Here is a 14947-nt window from a genome sequence, read left to right as displayed (position 1 = left end):
GATAACGTTAAGATGACAGTAACTCTAATCGCGCCAATCGCGATGGACGAAGGTCTTCGTTTCGCTATCCGTGAAGGTGGCCGTACTGTAGGTGCTGGTGTTGTAGCAACTATCGTAGAGTAATAGTTAGCCTAGCTAATTAATACTAAAAACCCGAGCTTAGCCTCGGGTTTTTTAATGCTTGTAATTTATGTAATGTGAAGGTGGCTCTCTTACCTTAGGCATCTGTGCTTTGTAGCAATTATCGTTGAGTAATCAACTGTTGTAATGCATTAAGCATTAAAAAAACCCGAGCTTAGTCTCGGGTTTTTTAATGTCTGAAGTAAAAGTATTAATGTTATCGCTGTAACAGAGTGGGAGCATGAACTTAATCAGTTAGTAACCAGCATTCTTACGTAATTCATCAAGCATATCTTGGTTACCCATCATTTCGTCAAGCGTTGCCCTGACTGCATTGTCAGAGCTGTTGTTATAAACTGACAGTAGGTGCTGCGCCATTTGCTTCGTATAACCATCTTGTTTATTTTGAGCTTGGTAGTATTGCGCCATCAACCCTTGTGCAGCTAAGCGACGGATATAATCATTCGAGTCTTGCTCTAACAAGTTTGTAAATTGCTCTGCAAGGCGGTAATCAAGTACCGGTGTTTGAGTTGATAACTCAACAGCTTGAATTTTAAACTTTTCGTCACTACTGTTGTTCACTAAATTTAAAATGTTACCTACTACTTCATAGTCATACTCAGGCATAGTAGATTTATTTAGAATATACATATTCATTTGCAGTTGGCTCAGTGCAGCTAACCTATTTAAATCAGAGATGCTTGGATCTAAAGTTTGCTCTCTTAATTGAGAGTTTATTTGTTTAGCATAATCAGGTTCTGATTTGATCCTTAAATCATAGTCTTCTGGTAAGTCTGCATAAAAGCTATAAAGAGGATTTTGCTCACGTCGTTTTTCATCTTCTTGCTGCTGTTTTTCCTCTAGTACGTCAAGAACAAGTTCCTTAAATTCGTCGGTATCTTGTTCTTGATAAGAGCCATTAGCGTGCAGTGTTAAGTTTGCTACTTTGCGTTGTAGCGAACTTACTTTCTTGCTTAGTTCGTCAATTAAGGCTTCATTTGATTGCTGATATTCTGCAGGAGTACTAATAGAAACTGTGGGACTTAGCTGTTGCTGCTTGGGCTTATTAAGCGAACTGGGCTGATCTTTAAAAAATGTTCCGTAGCATGAAATTACCAAGGCAAGTGTTGCTATAGTAATCGCAATAGTTCCTTTGTTTATAGTCATAAAATAATCTGCCTCTAAAATGGGTAATTTATCTGTTTTCGAAATATAAGTCTGTTAAAAAATGTGGTAAATGAGGATGAAATATACGGGTTAATTAAGAAGGGGGGGGGCGTGAGTGGCGAAATACGGTGTTTAAATTGGCTATAAGCGCTAGACCTAAGCCTAGCGCGCAAAGCTTAATGCGATTTTGCGTATTGCTCAGCTTGCTTCCACACTCTTAGTGTATTGCCGCTTAAAATCTTTTTAATATCGGTATCACTGTAACCTCTGTCCATCAAACCTTGAACTAGGTTAGGGTAGCTAGATACATCCTTTAAGCCGATAGGCAGTGAGTCACCTACACCGTCATAATCAGAGCCAATACCAACATGTTCGATACCAATTAGCTTCACAACGTGATCAATATGATCAAGAACTTGCTCAAGGCTAGCAAATGGAAATGGATTTTTAGCGCGGTACATCGCATCAAAATCTTTAGCTACTTTTTTGCCTTCTTCAGTAATTGTTTGTTTTTTACTTTTGAATTGATCGTACCAACTTCCGGCTTTTGAAGTAACAAAACTTGAACCAAAGTTAATTTGAATCACACCACCGTTCTTTTTAAGGGCTAACAGCATGTCGTCATTCATATTACGCTCAAAACCCGGCGTGTATTTACGTAGTGAAGAGTGTGACGCAATAACGGGTGTGTTAGACAATTCCATTACTTGATAAAATGCATCGTCCGAAATATGCGATACATCAATCAGCATGCCGATGTTATTCATCTCTTTTACTAGCTCTTTACCGAATGGGCTTAAGCCTTTCCACTTGCGACGAATATCGTATGATGAGTCAGAAATATGATTGCTTTGCGAGTGAGCTAGGGTGATGTAACGCACGCCACGATCAAAAAAGTGTTGTAGGTTTTTCATTTCGCCCTCGATAGGCGATCCGTTTTCCATACCCATGGCAATCGACATTTTACCTTGCGCAAATTGTGCTTCTATATCGCTTGTTGAGCTGGCAATGGCAAATTTATCTGGAGCACGAAACGCAATCGCTTCCATACCATCAATCAATTGATTCGCTAATTGAAAGCTTTTTCCTTTGCCTTCAAACTCTAAATGAGCAGGAATATAAATCGACATAAATGGCGCGTTTAAACCGCCTTTTACTGCACGAGGGTAATCAAAATCGCCGCCCTCAGTGGCTTTAGTTACATCCGCCCATTTATCATGAATACGGTAAGGTACATCAATGTGGGTGTCGATTAAAATGGTATCGTGAGCAAGCTTAATTGCTTTATCTGAAGGGGGGGCCGTCGTTGCTTGTGCTCCAGCAACGGTTAGTGCAATGGCGCTAAGTGCTAAACGTAATTTCATGTTCTTACCTATTTTATTATAATAATGCTAATGATTGTAACAACAATTGATTCGTCCTGCCTACTATCCGTTTATCCTCTTTTTTAGCCATTAATCACTTATTACCCTTCGGTATCAAGTGTAATCGTTATAGTCCTAGTCAACAAAGACTCAGTATGCGTCTAAGGCGTACTGCAATTTAAGGGACATAACTATGCAAATTACTATAAAAAATCAGCCAGGCAAACTATCTTTTAAACCAATTTTAGCAACATTATTATTGGTTTTTTCATCAATCAGTTACGCAGATGAAATAGATGAAACCGATTCAGTGCTTCAATTCCATGAGGGTTTTTCTGTTGACTTTCAAACAGCCAAAATTAAAGACGTGTTTGATGGGAAAGGTGTTGGTATTAATTACCAAGCTTCATTAGGCAAACTTTCAAAAGATCAGCTCAATGGTAAGGTTGATCTTTATGGGCGCTTACAGCATCAAATAAATAAGGATGGTGATAAAGCTAATTTAACTCAAACCGAAATCACTCTAGGGGTTAATTGGGCATATTCAGACAAAGCACATTTTTATATTGAAAGTGCATTAATGAAGCAGCAACTCGATATTAATAATCACGTAGGTTCTCAAACATTTGATATAACTCGTGTGGGTGGCAAATATAATTTTTATAAGGATTTTGTGCTGAATACAGCACTAGAGCATCGCGATGCGTTAAAAAGTGAGACTGGTTATAAGTTCGCACTGGAAACAACGAAAGCCAAATATGCCTTATTTAGCGCGGGTTACCTAAGTGTTGGCAATAATCAATCACTGTTTTTTACTGTGGTATCAAAATTTTGAGTAGTAACTTAATCGGTCTTGGGTACAATGCTCTGTATTATCAAAGGAGTGTACCCATGCGAAGTTATTGGTATTGCCAGTTGTTGGTTTTTACTTGTATTGTGCTTATAAACTATAGCTTAGGAGTTGCGATATTAAATACAGCATCAGAGCACCATGCTAATTTGCTTTTAAGAACTGTCTCACATGCATCTGTATTTGTGTTATTGACCCATTTTATCCTTTACACCTTAGGTAACCGGTTGTGTGGTAAGTTAAAAATAGCACGACTCAATATTTTTTTGCTAAGTGTGTTATCTATTCCGTTAGCATTAATACAGACTCTGAATGTAGGTTATTTTACGCCTTTCATTTTACCTGAGAGCGCTTCGAGTATGAGCATACAAATGTATGGAGAAGCAACGGTAGATTTAAATGAGCAACAGTTTACCGGAGTGTTCTCAAGCTTTTTTAATGCGTTAGTAATGAGTTTAATATGGAGTGGTTGTTACTTAGCGGTAGTATCGCGAAGAGAAAAAAAACTTATTATGAGTCAGCTGAAAGAGCAGCAACTTGAAAACCTTAAAAGCCAAATCAATCCTCATTTTTTATTCAATACCTTAAACTCAATTCGTGGCATGATTTACCAAGATCAAGATAAAGCCGCTGATATTGTTACCCAGCTTTCTGAGCTATTTAGATATAACCTCACCACAGATTTACAAACCCACGTCAATTTTGAGCAAGAGTGGACGGTATGCGAACATTATTTGGCGATTGAAAAAGTACGGTTTGGTAAACGGCTTTTAGTCACAATGCAGTGTGATGACGCGTTAAAAAAAGTCGTATTACCGAGTATGGCTTTATTAACTTTAATCGAAAACGCGACAAAGCACGGCATTGCCCATTTAGTAGAGGGTGGAGAAATAAAAGTAGATGTAGTAAGAACAGGGGAAACAGTCACGATTACAGTGAATAACCCTTTTGATGAAACGAAACTTAAGTCCGGCACCAAATTGGGGTTACAGAATATTCAATCAAGACTTGAGCTGATGTTTGCACAACATGGTAAGTTGCTCATTAAAAAACAGAGCGGACAGTTTAATGCAACTTTGGAGGTGCCCTATGCAACATAATAAGCCGACCATAACAGCATTAATAGTCGATGATGAGCTACTTGCTCGAAATGAGTTAGCTCGGTTATTAAAGCCTTATAAGCACATAGATATAATTGATGAGGCTGAAAATATTAGCCATGCTTATGAATTAATAAAAAAGCATAAGCCTGATGTTGTTTTTCTTGATATTGAAATGCCGGGCGGCACAGGTATTGAACTTGCGGAGCAGCTAGCAGGTGAGACTAATATAATATTTTGCACAGCGTATAACGAGTTTGCTGTAGATGCCTTTAGCCTTAATGCCGTTGATTATTTACTAAAGCCTATTGTAAAAGAGCGTTTAGAAGGCACCTTAGAAAAGTTGGAAGGGCAACTGACACAGCGGCCTATTAGTTACTTAGAAGATAACTTTAAATTGATGGTTAAATTTTCTGAGAACATGAAAATTATCCAATTGGCAGACATTTTAAGGTTTGAAAGTATTGGTAATCATGCAGCGATTTATACTGCTTTCGGGAAGGCCTATATTCATAGCTCTTTAACTAAAATTGAAGCTCGCTTAAATCCAGATTACTTTTTACGAGCAAGCCGCAGTGACATAATACGACTAGACGCGATAATGGAACTTGAAGAAACTATAAATTATGGGCTTTTGGCAAAGCTCCGTAATGGTGCACAAGTTGAAATATCTCGTCGTCAAGCAAGTAAGTTAAAGCAACAATTAAGCTTTAATCTATAGCTATTGTTGCAAATGTTGCAAATGTTGCTCTTCACTTTGCATAGCTTTGAATTCGTTTTTCGAGATAATGGTGACCGACTCGTGCAGTTCAGAGAAAAACACCATGGCTTCACCGCTTTTTAATTGCTGATTCACTTGCGCCACTTTGCTTTCAATACTGAATTCTTGTTCGCCATAATCTGTGCCTTCGCGCAGTACATAGCTTTCAATTAGGTTGTACAGTGTGTCTTTATCAAGTTGTTCAAAAGGAATAATCATAGTCACTCATTATCGGTGTTATTAAATACACATTGCTTAAAATAGTCAGGCACTACTTGCTCTAGCCAATACACGGGCTTAAGTGGATTGTTACCACTAATAAAGCCAACGTGTCCGCCTTTTTCAGAGATACGCAGCGTAACATGCTCACTTACATCCTGACTACTTGGAACCGCTTTAATCGACAGCATAGGGTCGTCTTTGGCATGAATAATTAGTGTAGGTGTCGCAATATCTTTTAAATACGGCATCGCACTGGCTTTTTTGTAGTAATCGTGTGCATTCTCAAAGCCATGCAACGGTGCTGTAAGCTGGTTATCGAACTCTAATAAATCGTCAATTTCCATTAATTGATCAGTGGTGATCGGTATCTGTTGTTTAATTTGCGGTAATTTACGTTGCATCGACTTTTTCATTCGATCGAGCAAATATTTTTGATAAATTTTACCTAAGCTTTTACGAATAACATCACTAGATGATGATAAATCATAGGGCGCAGATATCACGGCAGCTGCGTTAAGCGGGCAGTGAATGTTTTCTTCGCCTAAATACTTAGCCAGTACATTACCACCCAATGAAAAACCCACCGCTACAATAGGGCGATTTGGAAACTGTTGTTTTAAATGATTTATAAAAAAAGCTAAATCGGCGGTGTCGCCACTATGGTAGGCTCTTGGTAAGCGGTTTACTTCGGTTGAGCAGTTTCTAAAGTGCATCAATACGACAGCAAAGCCTTGCTTTTTTAATGCCTTCATCATGCCTTTGGCATAAAAACTGTTGATATTGCCTTCAAGTCCATGAAGTACCACTGCGAGTGGTGCTTTTTCGTTATGCGGGAGTGACCAAGCAAGCTCAATAAAATCACCGTCGGGCGTATCAAGTTGCGCAAGTTCGTAGCGAGTATGATGAAAAGGGCGGAAAAAACGCGGTATTATGGTTTGAACGTGTCGGTTGGTCATCCACCATGCGGGTTTGAACTTAGGGATCATGTCTGTACTACGCACTTTGCAATTAACGAAGCGCTAGTGTAGCAAATTTTTTATATTTAAAAATAAAAAGCGCCTAATCAGTAAACTAATAAGGCGCTTTGTGCGTCGTGCTTAATGCTGTTCTTTAATATCTGCATCGTGTACTTTCTTCATGAAAAAATACACAAAGAAGAGGCATAAACTAATAACGACGCCTAAAAATCCAAATGATAAAAATAGTACTGGGTCGCTAAAAAAATCTCTAAAGAATACGTTCATAATTGCCTCCTGATGTCTATGGGGTAATCATAGGCTGGCTCAGTGGTACTTGATATGATCCAGATCAAGCTATTTTACAGATTATAAAATGGGCAATGCAGATGTTGATTTTGATCAATAAAGTTAAGTCGATTTTGCACTTTTTAGTAAATTATCTGCGATTTTTTAATCACTTTTATAATAAAGATGGTCAGCAAAGTTCAGCTTTGAATAACCGTTGCTTTGTTTTAGGTTAAATAAAACAAACCTGGTGTTAAATATATTTGACATGGATAAAAAGTGAACTTATAGTTTAAAAGTCAAAAATATTTTACTTGGAGTTAGCTTTATATGACTCGTTCAGAGCACTTTAAAGAACTTTTACAAAGCATAAGTTTTAGAGAACTGACGCTGAGTATCGATTTACTAGTAAGCGTGTACATATCTTACTTTTATGTAAACAGCCTAATGAATGCGAGTACGCAGCAGCTTAGTTCTGTTTCTTGGTTATCTGGCTTATTGCTACAGGTGTTAATTTATTCTGTGATACTTATAGTATTGAGCTATTTATTACTTACATTTATCAGTGATAATGAATTAAATCAGCCACCTGATGTGAGAGAAAAGCAAATAAATTTAGTAGGTTATAAATACAAGGCCATAATCTTACAGGCGGGAATTTGTGTTGCTATTTTTCAATATCAAATTGAAGCTAATAACTGGGGCCCAGCTATCGAATATAATATTCCATATTTACCAATGCATATCATGGTAGGCGCTTTTTTGATTGCCGAAATAGTCAATTACATAGCGCAGCTTTATAAAGGCAGAACGGGTGATATCTATGAGTGAGTATGCAATAACTAACTCTATTCGAACATTACGCTTTTTACGCGATGAAATGACGCAAAAGCAGTTAGCAGATGCTATTGGCGTAACGCGGCAAACGGTAATGGCAATTGAGGCAAATAAATATTCACCCACTTTAGAGGTGGCTTTTAAAATTTCTTTAGTTTTTAACTTACCTTTAGAAGAGGTATTTCAATACAAAACTAAAGATATATAGCTTGGTGTATAAAAGTAAACCAAAGTAACCATGTATATAAGAGCTAATATTCATAATATAAATGGCTTTATGATCTGATGAAATTAATAGTGAAAAATTATGACAAATATTTATCGCTGTTATTGGGCGTTGCACAAGGTGTTAAATTCATACTATTAACTTTATCAATCAATATTATTTGTTGCTGCTTTTCTAATTTTAGCTCGGCACCGAGAAGTGCTTTTCGAATTGCGGCGTAATCTGTAATCTCGGCTTGATTGGCTTTTAAGTAGGCACGTGTGGCTCGTAGAGGCTTCAATGCCAGCTTATCAAACTCACTAATTGATTGTTCAAGCTTGTTTAGCTGTGTTTGGTTAATAGCTAGATTGAGAGAATCTAAGTAATACAGCAACAAGCAGAGGTTGACGTTTTTACCTAGCTGGTTTTGATAATCCAACAGGCGCGTTTGCATGTCACCTTTGCTATAAAGGTTACATGCAAACTGCCAAAAATCGTTGCTTTTAAGCAAGTTCATCGGCGAATGCCTGCTCTTTTTGTTCCATTTCTTCAAGGGCCATAAGTAGCTCTTCTTCAACATCGTTAAGCTTAGGCGTAAGTGTGGCTTGTTTAGTAATTAACTCTTTAAGCTTGCCTTTATTTTCGTCGTTATAGAGAGTGTTATCGCCTAGCGCCTCTTCAACGTCAGCTAGTTCTGCAGCAAATTTATCTAATTGCTTTTCAAGTTTTTCAATTTGCTTTTTCAGCGGCTGAATCGCTTTTCTAAACTCGGCCTCTAAGCGCTTTTGCTCTTTACGGTTAACTTGTGAATGGGCTTTTGGCTCTTCGTCGGTGTCGTTTTTAGCGGCTTCTTTATTAGCATTAAGCAGCCACTGATAATATGCATCTAGGTCGTAGCCAAATTGGGTGACCTCGCCATTATCAACTAAATAAAATTCATCGGCGGTATTTTTAAGCATATGGCGATCATGCGATACCGTGACCATAGCGCCTTCAAAGCCTTGTAATGCCATAACTAAAGCGTGGCGCATTTCTAAATCAAGGTGGTTGGTTGGCTCATCGAGTAGTAGTAAATTTGGTTTTTGATAAACCAACATAGCCAGTACTAAACGAGCTTTTTCACCGCCAGAAAAGGGAGCTACAGGATCGAGTGCTTTATCGCCTACAAAGGCAAAACCGCCTAAAAAGTCACGCAATGATTGTTCGCTGGCTTTAGGGTTTAAGCGTTGCAGGTGAGTGACGGCACTGGCTTTTAAATCTAGAGACTCCAGTTGATGCTGCGCAAAGTAGCCAATGTTTAAGCCTTGATGCTGAAACACTTCACCTGCTTGAGGCTGTAAGTCACCTGACAGTAACTTAATCAGTGTTGATTTACCTGCGCCATTTCTACCCAGTAGTGCAATACGGCTGCCTGGTACTAAGTTCAGCTTAATACTGTTTAAAATGGTGACATCGCCATAACCGGCTTTGGCTTTGTCGAGAGTCATTAGCGGATTGGGCAGGGCGGTTGGCTCAGCAAATTCAAAATCAAATGGCGAGTCAACATGTGCTGGGGCAAGTTTTTCCATGCGCTCTAGCGCTTTAACACGGCTTTGTGCCTGTTTGGCTTTACTGGCTTTGGCTTTAAAGCGGGTAATGAACTGCTCAAGATGCGCTATTTGTTCTTGTTGTTTTTCAAACATGGCTTGCTGCTGCAATAGGCGCTCAGCTTTTTGGCGTTCAAACTGCGAGTAGTTACCTTTGTACACATTAATAAGTTGTTTATCTATATGCCAAATTTGATCAACCACAGCGTCTAAAAACTCACGGTCATGAGAAATAAGTACTAGCGTGCCGGTGTAGGCACGTAAAAAACGCTCTAGCCAATACACGGCATCTAAATCAAGGTGGTTTGTTGGCTCATCCAGTAACAGTAAGTCGGCATCGCGAATAAGCGCTTGGGCTAAGTTTAAGCGCATGCGCCAACCACCCGAAAATGCACTTACCGGGTTTTCTATTTGATTATTAGCAAAGCCTAAACCATGTAACAGCTCACCTGCTTTGGCTTCAATGCTATAGCCTTTAATATTTTCAAGCTGAATATGCACTTTAGCTTGAGTGTCGCCATCGTTATTTTGCTCGGCTTCACGCAACGCAATTCTTAGTGCGTAGTATTCAGGGTGGCCTTGCAGTACGTAATCTATGGCGCTTATTTCAAGGGCGGGGGTTTCTTGTTTTACTGAGGCCAGTGACCAATCCTTAGGAATACTGCAATTACCGCCATCTAACGAAAGCTCAGACTTTAATAAACTAAATAGCGTTGACTTACCACAGCCATTGGCACCAACAAGGCCTACTTTGTGCTCTGGAAATAATGTAGCCGATGCATTTTTTAATAAAGCTTTGCCACCGCGAAGCAGTTCTATTTCTGAGATTTGGATCATAAATACGTTACTTTACTGTGCCTTGATTGAATTGCCGCCATTATAACACGGATCTTATTAGCCATATCAATCGTATCAAGTAGGCAAATATTGCGATAAAATAACGTCAGTCAAAATGGTAGGAAAAGCGAAGTGAAACATAAAAAACGATTTATTGCTGGAGCAACGTGTCCTGAGTGTAAAACCATGGATATGTTAATGCTTTACAAAGAGCACGACGTAGAAAAAGTTGAATGTATGCAGTGTGGCCATAAAATGGCTCAACCAGAGCAGGCTGTGCAGGCATCAACACGCCAATTTGAACAGATCATTGGCGTGTTTAATCCAGGCGATTAGTGCCTTGTTAGTGCTGCTTAATAATGCGGCGGCGGTGGCTCTGGCATATTCGACATCATAGGCTGTGATGACTGCGACTCTTTAAGTTTTTCAGCCAGCAACTCGGTTTGGCGCTTTATTTTTGCCATCTGTTGCTGGTGAACTTTTATTTCATCATTTAAAATTTCAATCGTTTCGTCTTGAAAAGCCACTTTAGCCTCAAGCTCCATTAACCGATGTTCAATTGTGTTCATTTGGTTCTCGTATAATAAAGCGCTCAGCGATTCCGCTTGAGCTTTCAGTTAACAATGATTTACCGTTATCTGTAAATGTCACATCAAGTACCACTGCCGATTTTGGCTTACTGCCTTCTCTTGGGGTCACTTGCCATGTTTGAATTTTTTCACCACTGTTTAGCTGCCATAAATCCACTCGTTTGTTGGGTGAACCGGTTGCTAATAAAGTGCCTTGGTCGTTAAAACGCACCGCAGTAAAAATTTTCTGACGCGCAATATACTTTAGTTTACTAACAAGGTCACCTGTAGTCAGCTTCCATACATTTGCTTGTGCCATACTGTCGGCGGTAAAAGCATAACGACCTTGAGGATCTAAAGCGACTTGGGTTACTCGGGTTGGGTGATTAAAGCGATGGATAACTTGTCCACTTTGGGTATCCCATAAGTAGGCCACATAATCGTTTGAGCCGCTCAATGCATAGCGCCCATTAGGTGATAGGTCTACGGTGTTTACTTTATCTTGGTGGCCTAAAAATTCAATGCGTCTGCCAGTGTTAAGGTTTATAAATACCACAACGCCATCGCTGCGCCCGTAAATAACACTGTTGCCTTGGTTACTAATGGCAATATCGCGGATGCTGGCTTTTTGTATTTTGTAAAAGCCTTTATTTTTGCCTGAGGCTATATCCCAAACGGCAAAGGTGGTTTTTTCGGCGGTAACAGCCACGCTATTATCAAAAGCAATGGCTACGGCATAAACTAAGCTATCTTCAGCCTGTTGTTGAAACCATTGGTATTTAAGCGCTTGCTGTTGATTATCCCAAAGGGCGACCCCATGATTGATAGAAGACACTAAGCTGTATTGACCATCATGCGATAGTGCGGATGAGAAAGCACCTTGTGCTGTGTGCTCAAAACTAGCCACTGCTTGTTGTTTTTCATCACTACATGCAATTGTTAATAAACAGCAGGTAGCAACTAAAAAAGTACGAAATAACGACATATTACAGGTATTTCCTCTTAACTCTTCGTGACTGAGAGGTTAGACTAGGTTGCGAAAAACGCCTAGGTTGTTTGTCTAATCACTGGATATGTTTTTAGTTTAGCTATTAAACAAGCAGCCTACCATGTAGGCCGTTAATCTTTAACTAGTAATATTACAATAAATGACAACTGCAAAGTGTGTCGGAGATTTAAAATGAGAAAGACGATTAAATTGTCATTGATTGCAGCGTCAGTTTTAGCGCTTACAGCTTGTAATCAAGAAGCAAAAAAAGAGCAAGCAGACGTTAAGCTAGATACTGTAGCGCAACAACAAGCATACGGTATTGGTGCATCTGTAGGTAACTTTTTAAATAAAGACCTAGCAGATAAAAAAGAGATTGGTATCGAATTAGATCAAGCATTATTAATGCGTGGCTTTGAAGATGCACTTGCTGGTAATGCTAAAATTGACGAAGAGAAAATTCGTGAAGTATTAACAGCATTAGATGAGTCAGTGCGTACTAAACAAGAAGAAAAAGCAAAAGTAGAGTCTGAAAAAAGCAAAGTTGAGGGTGAAAAATACCTAACTGAGAATGCTAAAAAAGAAGGCGTAATGGTTACTGAGTCTGGTTTACAGTACGAAGTAATGAGCGAAGGCGAAGGCGCTAAGCCAGTAGCGACTGACGTAGTTAAAGTGCATTATAAAGGTACTCTTTTAGACGGTACTGAATTTGATAGCTCTTACTCACGCAACGAGCCAACAACTTTCCCACTAAACCGTGTTATTCCTGGTTGGACTGAAGGTTTACAACTTATGACTGTTGGTTCTAAGTACAAATTTACCATTCCTTCAGATCTTGCTTACGGTGATCGTGATTTAGGTAAAATTCCTGCTAATTCAACACTTATTTTTGAAGTTGAATTATTAGAAATTCAAAATGATGCAGAAGCTGTCGCTGCAGAATAAGTATTTATATAAAACAAAAAAGGGACCTTAGGTCCCTTTTTTATTGCACTGAATAACTAATTAGTCAGTGTGGTTAGAATATAAGTTATCAATTAACTCATCTTCGAGTGCAAAGCGCGCTTCGAGTGCTTCACCAATAACCGATAGGTCATTATCAAATCCTACTAACAAATCTTCTGCGTCTACTTCAGCGTATTTGTCATTGAAATCTAGAGCAATGTCAGTGGTATCTGAAATACGTGGGTATATAGTATTTGCTAGTTGTTGGCTTTCTAAGCCTTTCTTTTCGCAAGCTTTAGCAATATCGTCGTACACTTCAAAGTGGCCGGCCGATAGGTAATCCATTAAGATTTGGCAAAATGCTTGAATTTGTGATGGTTCAGGCAAAGATTGATCTTTTTTCTCGTAAGGTGAAAAGCCTGCAATTTTACAATAAAGCACAATCAGCTCTTGGCGTTCGTTTAACCAATTGTCGATGACCGTATGGCTACCCCCCCACTTTTGTTGAGCTTTTTCTACACGCTTCAGCATAATTCTTCTCCTAAGCTGGGTTGGATTTTTAATTGGTAATAAAGTTTCTATCATCCAAGATATATTTAATTGGCGTGTATATCAACAAGTAAAATAGATGTAGTACCACAGAGGGTTTTGTTTAAGGTATAAGTTGTAAGTAATTTATTTCAGGCAAGAAAAAACCACCTGTTACGGTGGTTTAATTTCTTTATTAGACTTGTTTAAACAAGCATTCTTATTTTTATTAGAGATTTTTATTATTTTTGTATTAACAATTTTTGTTATTGTTTTGTTAACGCGGGAGTAACAATACCAAGCTTTTTTAAATGTTGCAAATAGTTTAATGAAAAGTTTTTATTATTAACGTTTGTTTGGTTGTTTTATATACAAAATAAAATGAAAACTAAAAATTACTTGATCTAGCGCTACTCTAAGGCGATTTAATCGCTTAGCGATAGAGGGGGCGCAAATATGGTGGTACAATCTTGCACAATTTCTAAAAGCCCTAGGACTCTATACGCTATGAGCGAATTAAAAAACGACCGTTATTTACGTGCCCTTGCCAAGCAACCTGTTGATGTCACGCCAGTATGGATGATGCGTCAAGCTGGACGTTATTTACCTGAATACCGTGCTACACGTGCACAAGCGGGCGATTTTATGAGCCTGTGTAGAAATGCTGAGTTAGCCTGTGAAGTAACTTTACAGCCTCTGCGCCGTTACCCGTTAGATGCCGCTATTTTATTTAGTGATATTTTAACTATTCCCGATGCAATGGGATTAGGTTTGTACTTTGAAACAGGTGAAGGCCCTAAGTTTGAACGCCCAATTTCATCATTAGCCGATGTTAAAAAAATTCCAAAACTTGATCCTACCGATGAGCTTGGCTACGTAATGAATGCTGTAAGCACTATTCGTCGTGAGCTTAAAGGTGAAGTGCCATTAATTGGTTTCTCGGGTTCACCTTGGACACTTGCAACTTATATGGTTGAAGGCGGAAGCAGTAAGGTTTTTGGTAAAATCAAAAAAATGGCGTTTGCTGAGCCACAAACACTGCATTTATTGCTTGATAAGCTAGCTGATTCAGTGATTGATTACTTAAACGCGCAAGTTAAAGCGGGTGCACAATCGCTGATGATATTTGATTCGTGGGGCGGTGTATTGAGCCCGCGTGACTACAATGAGTTTTCACTGCAGTATATGCATAAAATCGTTGATGGTTTAATCCGCGAAAATGATGGCCGTAAAGTACCGGTTACTTTATTTACTAAAAATGGTGGCCAATGGATTGAGGCAATTGCAGCAACAGGTTGTGATGCAGTAGGCCTAGATTGGACTATTAATATTGGTGATGCCAAACGTCGTGTTGGCGATAAAGTGGCACTACAAGGCAATATGGATCCTTCAATGCTACACGGCACGCCAGATCGTATTCGCCAAGAAGTCGGCACTATTTTAGAAGACTTTGGCACAGGCAATGGTCATGTATTTAACTTAGGTCATGGTATTACACCTGATGTTGATCCAGAAAATGCGGGTGTATTTATTAACGCTGTGCATGAGCTAAGTGCACAATATCATAAGTAAGTTGTGAACTAGCAATAAAAAGCCCGCTAATTAGCGGGCTTTTTATTGCAAAC

17 protein-coding genes and 1 pseudogene are annotated in these 14947 nt (G+C 38.9%); 9 read left to right on the top strand and 9 right to left on the bottom strand.

The window, feature by feature from the left end:
* Positions 1-123, top strand: a pseudogene (locus tag AN392_RS18460) (elongation factor Tu); the annotation flags it as partial.
* 252 nt (positions 124-375) lie between these two features.
* Here the strand turns inward: AN392_RS18460 and AN392_RS11115 are convergent.
* Together AN392_RS11115 and AN392_RS11110 are read right to left on the bottom strand one after the other, a co-directional pair.
* Positions 376-1287 (bottom strand): hypothetical protein, encoded by a 912-nt coding sequence (locus tag AN392_RS11115; RefSeq protein ID WP_055012760.1) that lies wholly within the window; start codon positions 1285-1287, stop codon positions 376-378.
* 176 nt (positions 1288-1463) lie between these two features.
* Positions 1464-2651, bottom strand: a complete 1188-nt coding sequence (locus tag AN392_RS11110) for a dipeptidase (protein ID WP_055012759.1) — start codon at positions 2649-2651, stop codon at positions 1464-1466.
* A gap of 193 nt (positions 2652-2844) precedes the next feature.
* On the opposite strand from AN392_RS11110, the gene AN392_RS11105 reads away from it, so the two are divergent.
* The 3 genes from AN392_RS11105 to AN392_RS11095 all read left to right on the top strand — a co-directional run bounded on the left by AN392_RS11105 (position 2845) and on the right by AN392_RS11095 (position 5322).
* Positions 2845-3486, top strand: a complete 642-nt coding sequence (locus AN392_RS11105) for a hypothetical protein (protein ID WP_010392316.1) — start codon at positions 2845-2847, stop codon at positions 3484-3486.
* A gap of 374 nt (positions 3487-3860) precedes the next feature.
* Entirely contained in the window at positions 3861-4601 is a 741-nt protein-coding gene (locus AN392_RS11100) for a sensor histidine kinase (protein WP_161803865.1), read from the top strand.
* Positions 4591-5322 (top strand): LytTR family DNA-binding domain-containing protein, encoded by a 732-nt coding sequence (locus tag AN392_RS11095; protein WP_055012757.1) that lies wholly within the window; start codon positions 4591-4593, stop codon positions 5320-5322. Before AN392_RS11100 ends, AN392_RS11095 begins: the two co-directional genes overlap by 11 nt.
* On the opposite strand, the gene AN392_RS11090 is transcribed toward AN392_RS11095, so the two are convergent.
* On the bottom strand, positions 5323-5580 hold the full coding sequence (locus AN392_RS11090; RefSeq protein ID WP_055012756.1) for a YheU family protein: 258 nt from the start codon (positions 5578-5580) through the stop codon (positions 5323-5325).
* A 2-nt stretch (positions 5581-5582) separates the two neighbouring features.
* The gene (locus AN392_RS11085) at positions 5583-6569 is read right to left on the bottom strand and encodes a hydrolase (RefSeq protein WP_041709582.1); all 987 of its coding nucleotides are present in this window, start codon (positions 6567-6569) and stop codon (positions 5583-5585) included.
* A 588-nt stretch (positions 6570-7157) separates the two neighbouring features.
* Here AN392_RS11085 and AN392_RS11080 point away from each other — a divergent pair.
* Together AN392_RS11080 and AN392_RS11075 are read left to right on the top strand one after the other, a co-directional pair.
* The gene (locus AN392_RS11080; protein ID WP_010392329.1) at positions 7158-7658 is read left to right on the top strand and encodes a hypothetical protein; all 501 of its coding nucleotides are present in this window, start codon (positions 7158-7160) and stop codon (positions 7656-7658) included.
* On the top strand, positions 7651-7872 hold the full coding sequence (locus tag AN392_RS11075; RefSeq protein WP_010392331.1) for a helix-turn-helix transcriptional regulator: 222 nt from the start codon (positions 7651-7653) through the stop codon (positions 7870-7872). The genes AN392_RS11080 and AN392_RS11075 overlap by 8 nt, the downstream gene beginning before the upstream one ends.
* Before the next feature lie 97 nt (positions 7873-7969).
* On the opposite strand, the gene AN392_RS11070 is transcribed toward AN392_RS11075, so the two are convergent.
* Both AN392_RS11070 and AN392_RS11065 read right to left on the bottom strand, forming a co-directional pair.
* Entirely contained in the window at positions 7970-8386 is a 417-nt protein-coding gene (locus AN392_RS11070; protein ID WP_055012755.1) for a TIGR02444 family protein, read from the bottom strand.
* Positions 8373-10292 carry an ATP-binding cassette domain-containing protein gene (locus AN392_RS11065; RefSeq protein ID WP_055012754.1) on the bottom strand — a complete coding sequence of 640 codons (1920 nt, stop codon included), beginning with the start codon at positions 10290-10292 and terminating at the stop codon, positions 8373-8375. Before AN392_RS11065 ends, AN392_RS11070 begins: the two co-directional genes overlap by 14 nt.
* Positions 10293-10424: 132 nt before the next feature.
* Between AN392_RS11065 and AN392_RS11060 the strand changes: the two genes are divergently transcribed.
* Positions 10425-10628 carry a YheV family putative zinc ribbon protein gene (locus AN392_RS11060; RefSeq protein ID WP_008114218.1) on the top strand — a complete coding sequence of 68 codons (204 nt, stop codon included), beginning with the start codon at positions 10425-10427 and terminating at the stop codon, positions 10626-10628.
* 17 nt (positions 10629-10645) lie between these two features.
* On the opposite strand, the gene AN392_RS11055 is transcribed toward AN392_RS11060, so the two are convergent.
* Both AN392_RS11055 and AN392_RS11050 read right to left on the bottom strand, forming a co-directional pair.
* Complete coding sequence (locus AN392_RS11055) at positions 10646-10861, bottom strand: SlyX family protein (RefSeq protein ID WP_010392339.1); 216 nt, start codon at positions 10859-10861, stop codon at positions 10646-10648.
* Positions 10848-11846 carry a WD40 repeat domain-containing protein gene (locus AN392_RS11050; RefSeq protein WP_054202811.1) on the bottom strand — a complete coding sequence of 333 codons (999 nt, stop codon included), beginning with the start codon at positions 11844-11846 and terminating at the stop codon, positions 10848-10850. The genes AN392_RS11055 and AN392_RS11050 overlap by 14 nt, the downstream gene beginning before the upstream one ends.
* A 195-nt stretch (positions 11847-12041) precedes the next feature.
* On the opposite strand from AN392_RS11050, the gene fkpA reads away from it, so the two are divergent.
* On the top strand, positions 12042-12794 hold the full coding sequence (gene fkpA / locus AN392_RS11045; protein ID WP_055012753.1) for an FKBP-type peptidyl-prolyl cis-trans isomerase: 753 nt from the start codon (positions 12042-12044) through the stop codon (positions 12792-12794).
* A 60-nt stretch (positions 12795-12854) separates the two neighbouring features.
* Here fkpA and AN392_RS11040 read toward each other — a convergent pair whose 3' ends face one another.
* Positions 12855-13325 (bottom strand): Rsd/AlgQ family anti-sigma factor, encoded by a 471-nt coding sequence (locus AN392_RS11040; RefSeq protein ID WP_010392345.1) that lies wholly within the window; start codon positions 13323-13325, stop codon positions 12855-12857.
* Positions 13326-13829: 504 nt separating this feature from the next.
* On the opposite strand from AN392_RS11040, the gene hemE reads away from it, so the two are divergent.
* Positions 13830-14894, top strand: a complete 1065-nt coding sequence (gene hemE / locus AN392_RS11035) for a uroporphyrinogen decarboxylase (RefSeq protein ID WP_008114207.1) — start codon at positions 13830-13832, stop codon at positions 14892-14894.
* The last annotated feature ends 53 nt before the right edge of the window (positions 14895-14947 follow it).

Origin of the sequence: Pseudoalteromonas sp. P1-16-1b (assembly GCF_001401785.1) — a bacterium.
GTDB classification, from domain to species: domain Bacteria; phylum Pseudomonadota; class Gammaproteobacteria; order Enterobacterales; family Alteromonadaceae; genus Pseudoalteromonas; species Pseudoalteromonas undina.
This window is presented reverse-complemented; position numbering and strand designations above follow the sequence as displayed.

Excerpts from the sequence above, each read along its gene's own strand:
- AN392_RS11115 (WP_055012760.1), bottom strand. The coding sequence starts at position 1,287 with ATGACTATAAACAAAGGAACTATTGCGATTACTATAGCAACACTTGCC.
- AN392_RS11110 (WP_055012759.1), bottom strand. The coding sequence starts at position 2,651 with ATGAAATTACGTTTAGCACTTAGCGCCATTGCACTAACCGTTGCTGGA.
- AN392_RS11105 (WP_010392316.1), top strand. The coding sequence starts at position 2,845 with ATGCAAATTACTATAAAAAATCAGCCAGGCAAACTATCTTTTAAACCA.
- AN392_RS11100 (WP_161803865.1), top strand. The coding sequence starts at position 3,861 with ATGAGCATACAAATGTATGGAGAAGCAACGGTAGATTTAAATGAGCAA.
- AN392_RS11095 (WP_055012757.1), top strand. The coding sequence starts at position 4,591 with ATGCAACATAATAAGCCGACCATAACAGCATTAATAGTCGATGATGAG.
- AN392_RS11090 (WP_055012756.1), bottom strand. The coding sequence starts at position 5,580 with ATGATTATTCCTTTTGAACAACTTGATAAAGACACACTGTACAACCTA.
- AN392_RS11085 (WP_041709582.1), bottom strand. The coding sequence starts at position 6,569 with ATGATCCCTAAGTTCAAACCCGCATGGTGGATGACCAACCGACACGTT.
- AN392_RS11080 (WP_010392329.1), top strand. The coding sequence starts at position 7,158 with ATGACTCGTTCAGAGCACTTTAAAGAACTTTTACAAAGCATAAGTTTT.
- AN392_RS11075 (WP_010392331.1), top strand. The coding sequence starts at position 7,651 with ATGAGTGAGTATGCAATAACTAACTCTATTCGAACATTACGCTTTTTA.
- AN392_RS11070 (WP_055012755.1), bottom strand. The coding sequence starts at position 8,386 with ATGAACTTGCTTAAAAGCAACGATTTTTGGCAGTTTGCATGTAACCTT.
- AN392_RS11065 (WP_055012754.1), bottom strand. The coding sequence starts at position 10,292 with ATGATCCAAATCTCAGAAATAGAACTGCTTCGCGGTGGCAAAGCTTTA.
- AN392_RS11055 (WP_010392339.1), bottom strand. The coding sequence starts at position 10,861 with ATGAACACAATTGAACATCGGTTAATGGAGCTTGAGGCTAAAGTGGCT.
- AN392_RS11050 (WP_054202811.1), bottom strand. The coding sequence starts at position 11,846 with ATGTCGTTATTTCGTACTTTTTTAGTTGCTACCTGCTGTTTATTAACA.
- fkpA (WP_055012753.1), top strand. The coding sequence starts at position 12,042 with ATGAGAAAGACGATTAAATTGTCATTGATTGCAGCGTCAGTTTTAGCG.
- AN392_RS11040 (WP_010392345.1), bottom strand. The coding sequence starts at position 13,325 with ATGCTGAAGCGTGTAGAAAAAGCTCAACAAAAGTGGGGGGGTAGCCAT.
- hemE (WP_008114207.1), top strand. The coding sequence starts at position 13,830 with ATGAGCGAATTAAAAAACGACCGTTATTTACGTGCCCTTGCCAAGCAA.